This is a genomic window from Pseudomonas mosselii (assembly GCF_005796105.1).
Lineage (GTDB): Bacteria > Pseudomonadota > Gammaproteobacteria > Pseudomonadales > Pseudomonadaceae > Aquipseudomonas > Aquipseudomonas mosselii_C.
Map to the genome: position 1 here is coordinate 1 of NZ_VAUO01000005.1, position 16768 is coordinate 16768.

General features: G+C 62.8%; 18 protein-coding genes. 14 read left to right on the plus strand and 4 right to left on the minus strand.

What is annotated here, in order from left to right; translation table 11 throughout:
- The first annotated feature begins 140 nt into the window (after positions 1–140).
- Genes FEM01_RS12170 through FEM01_RS12180 form a run of 3 tightly spaced genes read left to right on the plus strand, consistent with a single transcriptional unit; the run spans position 141 to position 3703 of the window.
- A complete protein-coding gene (locus FEM01_RS12170; protein WP_138219692.1) occupies positions 141–800 on the plus strand; it encodes a paraquat-inducible protein A in 660 nt (219 codons plus the stop codon).
- Positions 787–1410, plus strand: a complete 624-nt coding sequence (locus tag FEM01_RS12175) for a paraquat-inducible protein A (protein ID WP_138219693.1) — start codon at positions 787–789, stop codon at positions 1408–1410. Before FEM01_RS12170 ends, FEM01_RS12175 begins: the two co-directional genes overlap by 14 nt.
- On the plus strand, positions 1403–3703 hold the full coding sequence (locus FEM01_RS12180) for a PqiB family protein (protein WP_138219694.1): 2301 nt from the start codon (positions 1403–1405) through the stop codon (positions 3701–3703). Before FEM01_RS12175 ends, FEM01_RS12180 begins: the two co-directional genes overlap by 8 nt.
- Before the next feature lie 152 nt (positions 3704–3855).
- On the opposite strand, the gene rpsT is transcribed toward FEM01_RS12180, so the two are convergent.
- Positions 3856–4134, minus strand: a complete 279-nt coding sequence (rpsT, locus tag FEM01_RS12185; protein ID WP_003247625.1) for a 30S ribosomal protein S20 — start codon at positions 4132–4134, stop codon at positions 3856–3858.
- 250 nt (positions 4135–4384) lie between these two features.
- Between rpsT and murJ the strand changes: the two genes are divergently transcribed.
- The 6 genes from murJ to ispH all read left to right on the plus strand — a co-directional run bounded on the left by murJ (position 4385) and on the right by ispH (position 11720).
- Positions 4385–5923 (plus strand): murein biosynthesis integral membrane protein MurJ, encoded by a 1539-nt coding sequence (gene murJ / locus FEM01_RS12190; RefSeq protein ID WP_138219695.1) that lies wholly within the window; start codon positions 4385–4387, stop codon positions 5921–5923.
- Positions 5924–6041: 118 nt separating this feature from the next.
- Positions 6042–6992 (plus strand): bifunctional riboflavin kinase/FAD synthetase, encoded by a 951-nt coding sequence (gene ribF, locus FEM01_RS12195; protein ID WP_138219696.1) that lies wholly within the window; start codon positions 6042–6044, stop codon positions 6990–6992.
- Positions 6989–9820 (plus strand): isoleucine--tRNA ligase, encoded by a 2832-nt coding sequence (gene ileS, locus FEM01_RS12200; protein WP_138219697.1) that lies wholly within the window; start codon positions 6989–6991, stop codon positions 9818–9820. Before ribF ends, ileS begins: the two co-directional genes overlap by 4 nt.
- Positions 9813–10328 (plus strand): signal peptidase II, encoded by a 516-nt coding sequence (lspA, locus tag FEM01_RS12205; protein WP_138219698.1) that lies wholly within the window; start codon positions 9813–9815, stop codon positions 10326–10328. Before ileS ends, lspA begins: the two co-directional genes overlap by 8 nt.
- A complete protein-coding gene (gene fkpB, locus FEM01_RS12210; RefSeq protein WP_138219699.1) occupies positions 10321–10758 on the plus strand; it encodes an FKBP-type peptidyl-prolyl cis-trans isomerase in 438 nt (145 codons plus the stop codon). The genes lspA and fkpB overlap by 8 nt, the downstream gene beginning before the upstream one ends.
- 14 nt (positions 10759–10772) lie before the next feature.
- Entirely contained in the window at positions 10773–11720 is a 948-nt protein-coding gene (gene ispH / locus FEM01_RS12215) for a 4-hydroxy-3-methylbut-2-enyl diphosphate reductase (RefSeq protein ID WP_138219700.1), read from the plus strand.
- Here ispH and FEM01_RS12220 read toward each other — a convergent pair whose 3' ends face one another.
- Positions 11721–12107: a GspH/FimT family protein gene (locus FEM01_RS12220; protein WP_431188590.1), complete on the minus strand. Its 387-nt coding sequence runs from the start codon at positions 12105–12107 to the stop codon at positions 11721–11723. It lies immediately after the preceding gene.
- 94 nt (positions 12108–12201) lie between these two features.
- On the opposite strand from FEM01_RS12220, the gene FEM01_RS12225 reads away from it, so the two are divergent.
- From FEM01_RS12225 to thiO, 5 genes are read left to right on the plus strand one after another with little or no spacing between them, the layout of a single operon-like run.
- Positions 12202–12660: a type IV pilus modification PilV family protein gene (locus tag FEM01_RS12225; RefSeq protein WP_138219702.1), complete on the plus strand. Its 459-nt coding sequence runs from the start codon at positions 12202–12204 to the stop codon at positions 12658–12660.
- Complete coding sequence (locus tag FEM01_RS12230; RefSeq protein ID WP_138219703.1) at positions 12657–13304, plus strand: PilW family protein; 648 nt, start codon at positions 12657–12659, stop codon at positions 13302–13304. Before FEM01_RS12225 ends, FEM01_RS12230 begins: the two co-directional genes overlap by 4 nt.
- Complete coding sequence (locus FEM01_RS12235) at positions 13301–13771, plus strand: hypothetical protein (protein WP_138219704.1); 471 nt, start codon at positions 13301–13303, stop codon at positions 13769–13771. Before FEM01_RS12230 ends, FEM01_RS12235 begins: the two co-directional genes overlap by 4 nt.
- A 1-nt stretch (position 13772) precedes the next feature.
- On the plus strand, positions 13773–14171 hold the full coding sequence (locus tag FEM01_RS12240) for a type IV pilin protein (RefSeq protein ID WP_138219705.1): 399 nt from the start codon (positions 13773–13775) through the stop codon (positions 14169–14171).
- Between the two features lie 53 nt (positions 14172–14224).
- Positions 14225–15322, plus strand: a complete 1098-nt coding sequence (thiO, locus tag FEM01_RS12245; RefSeq protein WP_138219706.1) for a glycine oxidase ThiO — start codon at positions 14225–14227, stop codon at positions 15320–15322.
- Between the two features lie 29 nt (positions 15323–15351).
- Here thiO and FEM01_RS12250 read toward each other — a convergent pair whose 3' ends face one another.
- The gene (locus tag FEM01_RS12250) at positions 15352–15582 is read right to left on the minus strand and encodes a PP0621 family protein (RefSeq protein WP_138219707.1); all 231 of its coding nucleotides are present in this window, start codon (positions 15580–15582) and stop codon (positions 15352–15354) included.
- 94 nt (positions 15583–15676) lie between these two features.
- Positions 15677–16696 carry an outer membrane protein assembly factor BamD gene (locus FEM01_RS12255; protein WP_138219708.1) on the minus strand — a complete coding sequence of 340 codons (1020 nt, stop codon included), beginning with the start codon at positions 16694–16696 and terminating at the stop codon, positions 15677–15679.
- Positions 16697–16768 lie beyond the last annotated feature (72 nt).

Here is a 16768-nt window from a genome sequence, read left to right on the forward strand (position 1 = left end):
AAACCCCTATCTGCGTAAGCAGGTAGGGGTTTTGTCTTTCTGGCGTCTACACCGCGGGATCCAGATCACGGCTACACCGGCTCCCACATTTCGAGTGAGAACACTAGAATAGAGCCGACGCCTTCATTCAGAACCTCTCTATGCCTAACCCAGTCGATCCCGAAGCACTGGCGCAGCTGCCGCTGGACGAACTCATCGCCTGCCACGAATGCGACCTGCTGATGCGCAAGACGAGCCTGCAAAATGACGAGAAAGCCATTTGCCCTCGTTGCGGCTACGAACTCTATGCCCATCGGCATAACCTCGTCAGCCGTAGCTTGGCCCTGGTGCTGACCGCCTTGCTGCTGTACATCCCTGCGAATTTCCTGCCCATCATGCAGCTGCACTTGCTCGGTCAGACCTCCGATGACACGGTCTGGAGTGGCGTACTTGGTTTGTACAACTCCGACATGCGCGGCATTGCTGTGGTGGTGTTCTTGTGCAGCATGGCCATTCCCCTGCTCAAGTTGTTGTGCCAGCTCGCTGTGCTGCTAAGCATCCGTCTGGACATTGGCCGCAGCTACGGCCTGTTGATCTACCGTATCTATCACCACCTGCGAGAGTGGGGCATGCTCGAGGTGTACTTCATGGGTGTGCTGGTAGCAATCGTCAAACTGGTCGATCTGGCTCAGCTCAGTATTGGTCTCGGCCTGTTCTGCTTTATTAGCCTGCTGCTGGTGCAGGTGTGGTTGGAGGTGGTGATGTCACCGCACCAGATCTGGGTGGCGTTATCTGGGGAGGATGTTCATGCGGGCGATTGATGCGGGCATTCTGGTCTGTAACGAATGTCATGAACTCAACCGCCGGGAGGAAGGTGCCCACTCGCAGCGCTGTACGCGCTGTGGAGCGGTGGTGCATGAACGTCGACCTAACAGCATCGTGCGTACCTGGGCTTTGCTGATCACCGCGATGGTGCTTTATATCCCGGCTAACGTCTTGCCAATCATGACCGTCAGCACCCTCGGCCAGGGCAGTCCAGACACCATCATGTCCGGCGTCATTACGCTGATGAAGCATGGCATGCTGCCAATTGCAGGCGTGGTGTTCGTCGCGAGTATTCTTGTGCCCACGTTCAAGCTGGTCGGTATCGGCCTGCTGCTGTACTCCGTGCAGCGCCACCAACCGCTATCGGCTCGGCAGCGGATCTGGATGTACCGCTTTATCGAGTTCATTGGGCGCTGGTCGATGTTGGATATCTTCGTCATTGCCATTCTGGTGGCGGTGGTGAATTTCGGGCGTATCGCCAGTGTCGAAGCCAACTTGGGGGCTATCGCTTTTGCCAGTGTGGTGATCCTGACGATGCTTGCCGCTTTAACTTTCGATCCCCGACTGATCTGGGATAACACGGAGTCGGATGACGACCATGAGTGACATGCCTACGGCTAAAACCCGCCCAGCTTCCAATTGGTCGGCCATCTGGATCTTGCCACTGATCGCCCTGATGATCGGTGGCTGGCTGGCCTGGCAGGCCTACCGGGATGCCGGTATCGAGATCCAGGTGCGCTTCGAGACCGGTGAGGGCATTGTCGCCAACAAGACGGAAGTCATCTTCAAAGGCATGTCGGTGGGCAAGGTGACCGGCCTGGTCCTGGATAACCAAGGTGAAAATCGCGGTGTCATCGCCACCATTGAGATGCGCAAGGATGCCGAGCCACACCTGACCAAAGGGACGCGTTTCTGGCTGGTGAAGCCGAGTGTGAGCCTGGCTGGCATCTCGGGCCTGGAAACCTTGGTCTCAGGTAACTACATTGCCGTCGACCCCGGTGAAGGTGAGCCCACCAAGCGATTCACTGCCTTGAAGGAGGCTCCGCCGCTTTCTGACAACGAACCGGGCTTGCACCTGACGCTCAAGGCCGAGCGCCTGGGCTCGCTGAACCGCGATAGCCCGGTGTTCTACAAGCAGATCCAGGTGGGGCGTGTTAAGAGCTATCGTTTGTCCGACGATCAGAGCACGGTGGAGATCAAGGTCTTCATCGCGCCAGCCTACGCGAGCCTGGTGCGCAAGCACACGCGCTTCTGGAATGCCAGCGGTGTGAGCATCGATGCCGACCTTTCCGGGGTCAAGGTGCGCACCGAGTCGCTGTCCAGCATCGTGGCCGGCGGCATCGCCTTCGCTACGCCGGAGAATCGCAAGGATAGCCCTCCCACCGACCCTAGCTTGCCTTTCCGCTTGTATGAAGACTTCGATGCCGCGCAGGCCGGGATACGCGTCAAGGTCAAGTTCAACGACTTCGATGGCTTGCAGAAGGGGCGTACGCCGGTGCTCTATAAGGGCATCCAGGTCGGTACGCTCAAAGACCTCAAGGTCGAAGGCGACCTGTCCAGTGCCACCGGCGAGCTGACCCTGGATCCGCTGGCCGAGGATTACCTGGTCGAGGGCACGCAGTTCTGGGTGGTCAAGCCGTCCATTTCTCTGGCGGGTATCACCGGGCTGGAGGCCTTGGTGAAGGGCAACTACATCGCTATCCGTCCGGGTGAGCGCAATGCCAAGCCGCAGCGTGAATTCGAGGCGCGGGCGAAGGCCCCGCCGCTCGACCTCAAGGCTCCAGGTCTGCACATGGTCCTGTTTGCCGATACACTCGGCTCGCTCGAGGTGGGCAGTCCGGTGATGTATCGCCAGGTGCGGGTGGGTAGCGTGCAGAGCTATCAATTTGCCCGCAACAGCAAGCGCATCCTCATCGGCGTGCACATCGAGAAGGAGTACGCCAATCTGGTCAATGGCTCGACCCGCTTCTGGAATGCCAGTGGTATCACCCTTACCGGCGGGCTGTCTGGCATCCAGGTCAAGAGCGAGTCGTTGCAGACCTTGATGTCGGGCGGTATTGCCTTCGACACGCCAAGGTCGGATGTGCCGCTGAAACGGCGCATCCCACGTTTCCGCCTGCATGAAAGCCAGGAGGCGGCCAATCGCGCAGGCACCTTGGTGACCATTCGCGTGGAGCGTGCCGATGGCCTGAAATCCGGCACGCCCATTCGCTTTCGTGGCATTGACGTGGGCAGTGTCGAAAGCGTCGATCTGACCGCAGACCTGCAGGCGGTCGTGCTGCGCGCGCGCATCACCCAAGCGGCGGAACGTATCGCGCGCCAGGGCACGCAGTTCTGGGTGGTCAAGCCAGCGTTTGGCCTGATGCGTACGGAGAACCTCGACACCGTGATTGGTGGCCAGTATCTGGAAGTGCAGCCTGCTCTCAGGGACAAGGGCCCACAGCGCGATTTCATCGCCTTGGCCGATGCGCCGGAGGTGAAGGGCGAAGAGGTCGGCTTGCCGTTGACCTTGAGTGCCTCGCGGCGCGGCTCGATCAAGCCAGGCGTGCCGGTCACCTACCGTGAAGTGGCGGTGGGCAAGGTGACCGGTTTCGAGCTGGGACAGAGCGCGGACCGCGTGTTGATCCACATCCTCATCGAGCCGCGTTACGCCGGCCTGGTGCGTGGTGGGAGCCGCTTCTGGAACACCAGCGGTTTTGGTTTCGATTGGGGGCTGTTGAAAGGGGCTTCGGTGCGTACCGAGTCGCTGGAAACACTGGTCGAGGGCGGTATCGCCTTTGCTACGCCAGAGGGTGAGCAAATGGGCAATCCTGCGCGCCCGCAGCAGACCTTCGCGCTGTTCGACAAGCCGGACGAAGCCTGGCTGCAGTGGGCGCCGAAGATTCCGATCGGGAAATGAGTGGTTCTGTGTAGCCGCCCCAGCAGCGCTGTGCACACCCGTGGACAGCGCTGCTAGGGTAGCGGCACCCGATATGGCGGGTTGCGCTTCAACAAGAAACGCAGGCATAAAAAAACCGACCCTGAGGTCGGTTTTTTCGACAAGAACGTCGCTTAGGCAGCTGCAGCTTCTTTCAGTGCCTTGATGTGGCCATTCAGACGGCCTTTGTGGCGAGCAGCTTTGTTCTTGTGGATGATGCCTTTATCGGCCATACGGTCGATGACAGGCACTGCCAGAACGTAAGCGGCTTGCGCTTTTTCGGCGTCTTTTGCGTCAATGGCTTTAACTACATTCTTGATGTAGGTGCGGACCATGGAACGCAGGCTGGCGTTGTGGCTGCGACGCTTCTCAGCCTGTTTTGCACGTTTCTTGGCGGAAGGTGTGTTGGCCACCGTCGAGCTCCTCGAAAGACTTTAGGTAAATAGCAAACAAAATAGGCCGCGAATCATGCCGATGAGTCGAACGGATGTCAAGGCCACCTGCAGGGTTCCGCCGAGCGGCAGGATCAAACGGCGGAAAGATTCCTTTCTGTCGCGTGATCTGTAAACTCGGGAATTTTTGGCTCCCCTGCGAAGGCGCGGGAGTATCGCACATTCGGGCGCCGACTGGCAGCGCCCTCTGCCCTTGGCGTGAAACTTTTCGATGAACCTGCTCAAATCCCTTGCCGCAGTCAGCTCCATCACCATGATTTCGCGGGTGCTCGGCTTCGTGCGCGATACCATCCTGGCGCGGATATTCGGTGCCGGCATCGCCACCGACGCCTTCTTCATCGCCTTCAAACTGCCCAACCTGCTGCGGCGGATCTTTGCCGAGGGCGCGTTCTCGCAGGCCTTCGTGCCGATCCTGGCCGAGTACAAGACCCAGCAGGGCGAGCAAGCAACCCGCACCTTCATTGCCTATATCAGTGGCCTGCTGACGTTGGTCCTGGCGCTGGTCACGGTCATAGGCATCCTCGCTGCGCCGTGGGTGGTCTGGGCCACTGCTCCGGGCTTCGTCGACAGCGCCGAAAAATACGAGCTGACCACCTCGCTATTGCGGGTGACCTTTCCTTATATATTGCTGATCTCCCTGTCATCCCTGGTCGGGGCCATCCTCAATACCTGGAACCGCTTCACTGTCCCGGCCTTCACCCCGACGCTGCTCAACGTGGCGATGATCGCCTTCGCCGTGCTGCTCACCCCGTACTTCGATCCACCGATCATGGCCCTGGGCTGGGGGGTGCTGGCCGGTGGCCTGGCGCAACTGCTCTACCAACTGCCGGCACTGAAGAAGATCGGCATGCTCGTGCTACCGCGTCTGAACCTTCGCGATACCGGGGTCTGGCGGGTGCTCAAGCAGATGCTGCCGGCCATTCTCGGTGTTTCGGTGAGCCAGATCTCGCTGATCATCAACACCATCTTCGCCTCGTTCCTGGTGGCAGGCTCGGTGTCTTGGATGTACTACGCCGACCGTCTGATGGAACTGCCTTCCGGTGTGCTGGGGGTGGCCCTGGGCACCATCCTGCTGCCCACCCTGGCCAAGACCTACGCCAACAAGGACCGCGAAGAATATTCGCGGATTCTCGACTGGGGCTTGCGGCTGTGCTTCTTGCTAGTGCTGCCGTGCACCCTAGCCATGGCGATCCTGGCCGAGCCGTTGACCGTGGCGCTGTTCCAATACGGCAAGTTCACCGCTTTCGACGCGGCCATGACCCAGCGTGCGCTGATCGCCTATTCGGTAGGGCTGTTGGCGATCATCCTGGTCAAGGTGCTGGCACCGGGCTTCTATGCCCAGCAGAATATCCGTACTCCGGTGAAGATCGCGGTGTTCACCCTGGTCTGCACGCAGTTGCTGAACCTGGCCCTGATCGGCCCGCTAGCCCACGCCGGCCTGGCCCTGGCGATCAGCCTGGGCGCCTGCCTGAATGCCGCCCTGCTGTACTGGAAGCTGCGCAGCCAGCAGTTGTTCCAACCGCAGCCGGGTTGGGTGATGTTCCTGCTCAAGCTGGTATTGGCGGTTGTGCTGATGTCTGGCGTACTGCTGTTGGGCATGCATTACCTGCCGGACTGGGCCGAGGGAGGCATGCTCGAGCGCTTCCTGCGCCTGGGGGCGTTGATCGTGGCGGGTGTGGTCACTTACTTTGGCTGCCTGTACCTGTGCGGTTTCCGGGCGCGGCATTTCGCCCGCAAGGCGTTGCATTGAGACGTAGCAGCGGTCAGGCATCGGTTTTTCACGTTCCACGCCCACCGGTGGTGGTGCTGCCTGTCGCCAGCGCCCGGGTGTGGTTATAATCGGCCACTTTATGAGCAAGAAGCGCGTTATGCAGCTGGTTCGAGGTCTTCACAACCTGCGCCCCGAGCACCGGGGATGTGTCGCCACCATTGGCAACTTCGACGGGGTCCACCGTGGCCACCAGGCGATCCTCGCACGCCTGCGTGAACGCGGTCAGGAACTCGGGCTGGCGACCTGTGTGGTAGTCTTCGAGCCACAGCCGCGCGAATATTTCGCCCCCGATAGCGCGCCGGCCCGGCTGGCACGCCTGCGTGACAAGGTCGAGCTACTGGCGGGCGAGGGGATCGATCGGGTGTTGTGCCTGCCGTTCAACCAGCGCCTGAGCCAGCTCAGTGCCGAGCAGTTCGTCAAGGCGGTGCTGGTTGATGGTCTGGGTGTACGCCACCTTGAAGTCGGCGACGACTTCCGCTTCGGCTGCGACCGTGCGGGCGACTTTGATTACCTGTTGCAGGCCGGCAAGCAGTTCGGCTTCAGCGTCGAGGCCGCCAACACAGTGATCCAGGACGGCCTGCGGGTCAGCAGCACCGAGGTGCGCAATGCCTTGGGCCGCGCTGATTTCGAACTCGCCGAGCATTTGCTGGGGCGTCCCTACCGCATTACCGGTCGCGTGCTGCACGGCCAGAAACTGGCCCGTCAGCTCGGTACCCCCACCGCCAACATCCAGCTCAAGCGCCGCCGCGTGCCACTGTCCGGGGTCTATCTGGCCAGCATCGAGATCGACGGCAAGCGCTGGCCGGGTGTCGGCAACATCGGAGTACGCCCCACCGTTGCTGGTGACGGGCGTCCTCACCTGGAGATTCATCTTCTGGACTTCGCCGGCGACCTCTACGGCCGGCGCCTGACGGTGGAGTTCCACCACAAGCTGCGCGAAGAGCAGCGTTTCGCCTCCCTGGAGGCGCTGAAGTCGGCGATCGACGCGGATATCGCCGCCGCACGTGCCCACTGGCACGCTCAACCGCTAACGAAGAGCCTGAAATGACCGACTACAAAGCCACGCTAAACCTTCCGGACACCGCCTTCCCGATGAAGGCCGGCCTGCCTCAGCGCGAACCGCAGATCCTGCAGCGCTGGGACAGCATTGGCCTGTACCAGAAGCTGCGCGAAATTGGCAAGGATCGTCCGAAGTTCGTCCTGCACGACGGCCCGCCCTATGCCAACGGCAAGATCCACATCGGTCATGCGCTGAACAAGATTCTCAAGGACATGATCGTCCGCTCCAAGACCCTGTCCGGCTTCGATGCCCCCTACGTGCCGGGCTGGGACTGCCATGGACTGCCGATCGAACACAAGGTCGAGGTCACCCATGGCAAGCACCTGACCGCCGACCGCACCCGTGAGCTGTGCCGCGAGTACGCTGCCGAGCAGATCGAAGGGCAGAAGACCGAGTTCATTCGTCTGGGCGTGTTGGGCGATTGGAGCAACCCCTACAAGACCATGAACTTCGCCAACGAGGCCGGTGAGATCCGTGCCCTGGCCGAGATGGTCAAGCAAGGCTTCGTGTTCAAAGGGCTCAAGCCTGTGAACTGGTGCTTCGATTGCGGTTCGGCCCTGGCCGAAGCCGAGGTCGAGTACGCCGACAAGAAATCCCTGGCCATCGACGTGGCGTTCCCGGTCGCGGATAACGACAAGCTCGCCGCAGCCTTCGGTCTCGCCTCGCTGAGCAAGCCGACGGCGATCGTGATCTGGACCACCACCCCCTGGACCATCCCGGCCAACCAGGCGCTCAACGTCAACCCGGACTTCAAGTACGCCCTGGTCGACACGGGTGAGCGCCTGTTGGTGCTGGCCGAAGAGTTGGTCGAGGCATGTCTCAAGCGCTACAGCCTGGAAGGCTCGATCATCGCGACGGCGCTGGGTTCGGACCTGGAGCTGATCAACTTCCGTCATCCGTTCTACGACCGCCTGTCGCCGCTGTACCTGGCCGACTACGTCGAGCTGGGGGCTGGCACGGGCGTGGTCCACTCCGCGCCGGCCTATGGTGAAGATGACTTCATTAGCTGCAAGCGCTATGGCATGGTCAACGACGACATCCTCACTCCGGTGCAAAGCAACGGCGTGTACGTCGAGTCGCTGCCTTTCTTTGGCGGCCAGTTCATCTGGAAAGCCAACCCGGCCATCGTCGAAAAGCTGACCGAAGTCGGTGCGCTGATGCACAGCGAAACCATCTCCCACAGCTACATGCACTGCTGGCGCCACAAGACCCCGCTGATCTACCGCGCCACCGCGCAGTGGTTCGTGGGCATGGACAAGCAGCCAAGCACTGGCGAGCCGCTGCGCGAGCGTGCCCTCAAGGCTATCGAAGACACCAAGTTCGTGCCGTCCTGGGGCCAGGCGCGCCTGCACTCGATGATCGCCAACCGCCCGGACTGGTGTATCTCGCGTCAGCGCAACTGGGGTGTGCCGATTCCCTTCTTCCTCGACAAGCAGACCGGCGAGTTGCACCCGCGCACTGTCGAGCTGATGGAAGCAGTGGCCAAGCGCGTCGAGCAGGAGGGTATCGAGGCCTGGTTCAAGCTCGATGCCGCCGAGCTGCTGGGTGAAGAAGCCGCCCAATACGACAAGATCAGCGACACCCTGGACGTGTGGTTCGACTCTGGCACCACCCACTGGCACGTGCTGCGTGGCTCCCACGACATCGGCCACGCCACCGGCCCTCGCGCCGACCTGTACCTGGAAGGTTCCGACCAGCATCGCGGCTGGTTCCACTCCTCCTTGCTGACCGGTTGCGCCATCGACGGCCACGCGCCGTACCGCGAGCTGCTGACCCACGGTTTCACTGTGGACGAGAGCGGCCGCAAGATGTCCAAGTCGCTGGGCAACACCATCGAGCCTGAGAAGGTCAACAACACCCTGGGCGCCGATATCCTGCGCCTGTGGGTTGCTGCCACTGACTACTCCGGCGAGATGGCCGTCTCCGAGCAGATCCTGCAGCGCAGCGCCGACGCCTACCGGCGTATCCGCAACACCGCGCGTTTCCTGCTCTCCAACCTGTCCGGCTTCGACCCGGCGCGCGACCTGCTGGCCCCTGAGGACATGCTGGCGCTGGACCGCTGGGCCGTTGACCGCACCCTGCTGCTGCAGCGTGAACTCGAAGAGCACTACAGCGAATACCGCTTCTGGAACGTCTACTCGAAGATCCACAACTTCTGCGTGCAGGAACTCGGTGGCTTCTACCTCGACATCATCAAGGACCGCCAGTACACCACGGGCGCCAACAGTGTCGCCCGTCGTTCCTGCCAGACCGCGCTGTACCACATCAGCGAGGCGCTGGTGCGCTGGATCGCGCCGATCCTGGCATTCACCGCCGACGAGATCTGGCAGTACCTGCCGGGCGAGCGCAACGAGTCGGTGATGCTCAATGGCTGGTACCAAGGCCTGAGCGAGCTGCCGCAAGGCACCGAGCTGGACCGTGCGTACTGGGACCGCGTCATGGCGGTCAAGGCAGCGGTCAACAAGGAGCTGGAGAACCAGCGTACCGCCAAGGTCATTGGCGGTAACCTGCAAGCCGAAGTCACCCTGTTCGCCGAGGACGGCCTGACCGCTGACCTGAACAAACTGGGCGACGAGCTGCGCTTCGTGCTGATCACCTCGGCCGCCAGCGTGGTGCCGTTCGTCCAGGCGCCGGCGGATGCCGTGACAACCGAAGTCGAAGGTCTCAAGCTGAAGATCGTCAAGTCCGGTCACGCCAAGTGCGGCCGTTGCTGGCACTTCCGCGCCGACGTCGGCAGCCACCCGGAGCATCCGGAAATCTGCGCTCGCTGCGCAGACAACATCAGCGGCTCCGGTGAGGTGCGCCACTATGCCTAACACTGGCGCGGGGCGCTTCGGGCGTCTTGCCTGGCTCTGGCTCAGCCTGGTGGTCCTGGTCCTCGACCAGGTCACCAAGGTGTACTTCGAAGGCAAGTTGAGCCTGTACCAGCAGATCGTGGTCATCCCCGACTACTTCAGCTGGACCTTGGCCTACAACACCGGGGCAGCGTTCAGCTTCCTGGCCGAAAGTTCCGGCTGGCAGCGCTGGCTGTTCGCCTTGATCGCCATTGTGGTCAGCGGCGTGCTGGTGGTCTGGCTCAAGCGCCTGGGGCGCAACGAGACCTGGCTGGCGGTGGCGTTGGCCCTGGTGCTGGGCGGCGCACTGGGCAACCTGTACGACCGCGTCGTGCTGGGCCATGTGGTCGACTTCATCCTGGTGCACTGGCAGAACCGCCATTACTTCCCGGCCTTCAACCTGGCCGACAGCGCCATTACCGTAGGCGCGGTGATGCTGGCGCTGGATATGTTCAAGAGCAAGAAGTCCGAGGAGCCTGTCCATGACTGAGACCCGTATTGGCCAGAACACCGAAGTCACCCTGCACTTCGCGCTGCACCTGGAAAACGGCGACACCGTCGACAGCACGTTCGACAAGGCGCCGGCGGTGTTCAAGGTCGGTGACGGCAATCTGCTGCCAGGTTTCGAGGCCGCGCTGTTCGGCTTCAAGGCCGGCGACAAGCGCACCGTCAGCCTGGCCCCGGAGAACGCCTTCGGCCAGCACAATCCACAGAACGTGCAGGTGATGCCACGTACGCAGTTCGAAGGCATGGAGCTGTCCGACGGGTTGCTGGTGATCTTCAACGATGCGGCCAACACCGAGCTGCCAGGCGTGGTAAAGGCCTTCGATGATCATCAAGTGACCATCGATTTCAACCATCCGCTGGCTGGCAAGACCCTGAGCTTCGAGGTGCAGATCCTCGACGTGAAGGCCGTGTGAGCCTGGAGCCAAGCATGCAAATCAAACTCGCCAACCCGCGCGGCTTCTGCGCGGGGGTCGACCGGGCGATCGAGATCGTCAACCGTGCGCTCGAGGTTTTCGGCCCGCCGATTTACGTGCGTCATGAAGTGGTGCACAACAAGTTCGTGGTCGAGGATCTACGCAATCGCGGTGCGGTCTTCGTCGAAGAGCTGGACCAGGTGCCGGACGACGTCATCGTCATCTTCAGCGCCCACGGCGTCTCCCAGGCCGTGCGCCAGGAAGCGGCCGGTCGTGGTCTGAAAGTGTTCGACGCCACCTGCCCGCTGGTGACCAAGGTGCACATCGAGGTTGCCAAGTACAGCCGCGATGGGCGTGAGTGCATTCTCATCGGCCATGCCGGGCACCCGGAAGTCGAAGGCACCATGGGTCAGTACGACGTCACCAACGGCGGCAGCATCTACCTCGTCGAAGACGAGAAAGACGTTGCCGCGTTGCAGGTGCGCGATCCTAACCATCTGGCGTTCGTCACCCAGACTACGCTGTCGATGGATGACACCAGTCGGGTCATCGATGCCCTGCGCGCACGCTTTCCCAACATTGGTGGGCCACGCAAGGACGACATCTGCTACGCCACCCAGAACCGCCAGGATGCCGTTAAGCAACTGGCTGACGAGTGCGACGTGGTACTGGTGGTCGGCAGCCCCAACAGCTCCAATTCCAACCGCCTGCGCGAGTTGGCCGAGCGCATGAGCACGCCGGCCTACCTGATCGATGGCGCCGAAGACCTGCAACGCAGCTGGTTCGATGGCGTCGCGCGCATCGGCATCACCGCCGGCGCCTCGGCGCCTGAAGTGCTGGTGCGTGGCGTGATCGAGCAGCTCAAGGCCTGGGGCGCGAGCGCTGCCGAAGAGCTGGAGGGGCGTGAGGAAAACATTACGTTCTCGATGCCCAAGGAACTGCGGGTACGCTCGCTGATCTGATCAGCGTCCTGCGCAGCCGTTGGTTTGAGTGCTGCGCAGGCTTACCCGCCCGCTTGAGCTGAGCACCACGCGATGCTGGCTCAAGGGTGGGTTGCGCTCGCAGATGAACAACGTGACAGCACCAAAACCTGCCCCCAACGGTGCCCCACGTGCACTGAATCTCACCACCCGGCGGCTACTGGCAATGATCCGCACCGGCCGTGCCGGTCGGTATTCCCGAAGCAACTGCTCGCCGTCCTCCAGTGAAATGCGCCATCCCTGACCCCAATCTCCGCGCAGCGGGCGTACAAGCGTCGCCTGATGGCGCAGCGTTGCCTGGTTGCGTGCCTCGCGCAGGGCCAGCGCCAAACTGCGCGCCACGTTAGCCTGGTGCAGGTCATCGCTCATCGCTTTGTAGGCCGTTACGCTCAGTTGTGTGAGAAGGCCCGCAACGCCAAGCGCGAACATCATTTGTATCAGTGTTACCCCTTGTTGCCTCATCGTGCATTCCTCCCTGGAAGTGCTTGGCTATAGCTTCGCGGCCGGCTACGGCGAAGGCCAGTGGGCTGGCTCGACGGACAAACGCGGAAAGTTCCCAGGAGGGGTGGCGATGGTGATGAAGATGGGGGGCATGGCACTGCTGGAAGTGCTGGTGGCGATGACGGTACTGGCACTCGGTCTGATGGCGGCTGCGGCGTTGCAAGTACGCGGGACGCAGGCGTTCGACAGGGCCCAGCGAGAGGGCCAGGCGTTGCACCTGGCCCAGGGCCTGCTGGAGCGTGTCAGAGGGGCAGGGCGGCTGACCGACTCCGATGAGGCCGCGTGGCGCGCGCAGGTCATTGCTGCGTTTGGCGCCTCTGCGCAGGGGCACGTCAGCGTCGTCGGTGATGCGATGAAAGTCGAGGTGCAGTGGTCTGGCAGCGATGCGTCACTCAACGTGCAGGGCAGGGTGCTGCCATGAGGTGTCGACAGACTGGCCTGGGATTGCTCGAAACCCTGCTGGCACTGGCCTTGGCTGTGCTGCTGCTGACCGGGGCGAGCCGTTTGCTGCTGTCGGCGCACCAGGCGTGGGCGGTGCAAGGCGTGGCTGCTCGCATGCACGATGACGCGCGTCTGGCGTTGCAGCGCATTGCCGAGGAGGTGCGCATGGCGGGCATGTTCGGCTGCCTACGCCTGGAGCCCGCGCAGTTCCCCAACGCGGGCAGTGCCGAGGCGTTCGCCCGGCCTATCACGATCACCGGCGACAGCCTGACGCTGGTCACAGCCGATCTGTCTGGGTTGCCGGGTCCTGCGGACTGGACCGTCCTTACCGACTGCCTGACCTGGGCCAAGGTGGAGCTTGGCCAGCAGATGGGCGCTGCGGGCGTACTCGCCTTGCCCGTGCGTCAGATACTGTACGAGGTGCGCAATGGTGGCCTGATGTTCACCAGCGCCAGCCAGCGGGCCACCTTGATCGACCAGGTCCGCGGGCTACAGGTGACCCACGTCGAGGTCGAGCAGGGCGAGCGCCTGGACATTGAACTCACCCTGCATGACCCACGCTATCTGTTGACCCAGCGCCATCGGATCAGCGTTGCCTTGCGTAACACAGCAGGTCAGACATGAGGCGCCAGCGCGGGGTGGCGTTGCTGTTGGCACTCGGCTTGAGCCTGTTGCTTGGGCTACTGGCGGCGCAGGTGCTGTACGAGGCGCAGGCCCAACAACGGTTGGTCAGCGAACAGGTGGCCGGGGTGCGAGCGTTCGAGCAGGCTGAGGCGGGGCTGCGCGAAGGCTTGGCGTTGTTGCCGGCAGCGCTTGCGTCGCCGTGCGGTGGGTGTTTGCCGCCGCCGATCCCGCGCGGAGCGCCGGTTGCACCGTGGCGCCCGACCGCCAGCGGTTTCGTGCTGCTGCAAACGTTGGGCAACACCGAGCTGGCGGCTGGCCTGCCCCCGGCGACATCAGTGACCCTGGTACGTGTGACCGCCATCAGTCGGGCCTCGCGCAATCGCCAGGTGCTCGAAGCGGTGTACGCGCTGGGCAGCGATACAGTCCCTTTTCGCGTCAGCTGGCGCCAACGCCTGCGGGAGGGTTGACGTGCAGCAAGGGTTTGGTCTGATCGAATCATTGATTGTCGTGGCGCTGATCGGCATGCTGGCAGCCATTGCCTACCCCAGTTACAACGATGCGCTGCGCCGTGCCGCGCGCAGCGAAGTGGTCGGTGTGCTGCATGACGCGGCTCTGCGCCTGGAGCGTCATCATGCCCGCGTTGGCGGTTATGCCGACAGCCAGCAGTTGTCGACCCCTCTACCCGTGGGCAGCCGCTACTACCGCTTGCAGGCCCTGCGTGACGAAGACAGCTTCACGCTGCTCGCTACGCGCCTGTCGGGCACGTTGATGGCGCACGACCCCTGTGGCGATTTCCAGCTCGACCAGGCTGGTGTACGCGACAATCCGGGCGGCAGCGAGGGTTTTGTCGCGTGCTGGGGAAGCTGAAGGTCGGAAGGTGCCCGTGCACTGTGGAATTACTTCAGGTGTTGGATCGAGCGATGAGCAAGCAAGTAGTGATTGTCGGCGGTGGAGTCATCGGCCTGCTGACAGCGTTCAACCTGGCCGCAGAGGTTGGCCAGGTGGTGGTGTGTGACCAGGGCGAGGTCGGTCGCGAGTCGTCCTGGGCTGGCGGCGGCATCGTCTCGCCGCTCTACCCCTGGCGCTACAGCGCGGCGGTCACGGCGCTGGCGCATTGGTCGCAGGATTTCTACCCGCAGTTGGGCGAGCGCCTGCATGCCGATACCGGCATCGACCCCGAAGTGCATACCACCGGGTTGTATTGGCTGGACTTGGAAGACGAGGCCGAGGCCCTGGCCTGGGCTGCCCGCCAGCAGCGTCCGCTTAGCGCAGTGGACATCTCGGCCGCCTACGACGCAGTGCCGGTGCTCGGTCCGGGCTTCAAGCATGCGGTGTACATGGCCGGTGTGGCCAACGTGCGCAACCCGCGCCTAGTGAAGTCGCTCAAGGCGGCCTTGCAAGCCTTGCCAAACGTGACCTTGCGCGAACATTGCCAGATCGCCGGCTTCGAGCGGGAAGGCGAGCGCGTGATCGGTGTGCAGACCCAGGACGGTGTACTCAAGGCCGACGAGGTGGTGCTTAGCGCTGGCGCCTGGAGCGGCGAGTTGTTACACGCGCTCGGGCTGGTTCTGCCGGTGGAGCCGGTGAAAGGTCAGATGATCTTGTTCAAGTGCGCCGAGGACTTCTTGCCGAGCATGGTGCTGGCCAAGGGGCGCTACGCGATCCCGCGCCGCGATGGGCATATCTTGGTCGGCAGCACCCTGGAACATGCCGGGTACGACAAGACCCCAACCCGTGAGGCGCTCGAAAGCTTGAAAGCCTCGGCCATCGACCTGCTGCCTGCACTGGCCGAGGCCGAAGTGGTCGGGCATTGGGCGGGCTTGCGACCCGGCTCCCCGGAGGGCATTCCCTACATTGGCGAGTTGCCCGGCCATGCGGGGCTGTGGCTGAACTGCGGGCATTATCGCAATGGTCTGGTGCTGGCGCCGGCTTCGTGCCAGTTGCTTACCGACCTGCTGCTGGAACGCCAGCCGATCATCGATCCGGCGCCCTATGCGCCGGCAGGGCGTCTGGGCTAGCACGCCACGCAGGGTGCGCGGCGCTCGGCTTAGCCCTGGCGCCCCGGCCCTTGTTGCAGATGCTGCTGGCTGCAATACCACTGCTTGCCCTGCTGCAATGCACGATCATTGGGCAGGTGCACGCCGCAATGGGCGCAACGCACCATCTTCAGCGGGTCGTCGAGGCGCGGCTCGGCGGGCGATTGCTGGCTGATCTTGAACTTGCGCCACAGCCAGTAGACGGCGGCGATCAGGGCGATCCAGAAGAGTAGGCGAACCATGGTGTCCAGCTTGTCGATGTCAGAAGCCGACAGTCTAGGACGCAGGCATAAAAAAAGGGAGGCCCAAGGCCTCCCTTTCGCGTTGACGGCTGTGTCAGTCGAACAGACCAAAGGTCATGTAGCTGAACCACGAGCGGTCTTTCTCGGCTTCTTTCGGGCCTTCCGGCAGGATCGGGTCGCCGTTCTCGTCTTTTGGCAGCAGGTCCTGTGGCATCTCGGCACGGGCGTCCTGGAACTGACGGACCACGTCCTGGTTGGCGCGAGTTTCACCCGGCGGCAGCGGGGTTTCGGTCTCGATCAGGCCCAGGGTGGCCTTGGACAGCCAGGAGCGGTTGCCGTTTTCGTCTTCCTTGGCAACGAACTGGCCATCGACCAGGCTCGGGTGCTCTGGGTAGTTGAGCTTGAGGGTTTCCAGGCTGGTGGCGGCCAGTTCGTCCAGGTGCATGCGCTGGTAGGCTTCGACCATCACCGCCAGGCCGTCGCCGACCGATGGGGTTTCCTGGAAGTTCTCGACCACGTAGCGGCCACGGTTGGCAGCGGCCACATAGGCTTCGCGGCTCAGGTAGTAGTTGGCCACATGGATCTCGTAGGAGGCCAGCAGGTTGCGCAGGTAGATCATGCGCTGCTTGGCGTCCGGCGAGTAGCGGCTGTTCGGGAAGCGGCTGGTCAGCTGGGCGAACTCGTTGTACGAGTCGCGCGCTGCACCCGGGTCACGCTTGGTCATGTCCAGCGGCAGGAAGCGCGCCACCAGGCCACGGTCCTGGTCGAACGAGGTCAGGCCCTTGAGGTAGTAGGCGTAGTCGACGTTCGGGTGCTGCGGGTGCAGGCGGATGAAGCGCTCGGCAGCCGACTTGGCAGCCTCGGGCTCGGAGTTCTTGTAGTTGGCGTAGATCAGCTCGAGCTGGGCCTGGTCGGCGTAGCGACCGAACGGGTAGCGCGACTCCAGGGCCTTGAGCTTGTTCACGGCGCTGGTGTAGCTGTGGCTGTCCAGGTCGGCCTGCGCCTGCTGGTACAGCTCGGCCTCGCTGAGGTTCTCGTCAATGACTTCCTTGTTCGAGGAACAGGCAGCGGTGAGCCCGAGGATGGCGATCAGCAGCAGGTGTTTCACTTGCATGGCGGCTTGCGTCCCTTTGACGGCCGCTGTCTTGGGCGGTGCCGTCCTGTTATGATGAGCGCCCCCGGCCAA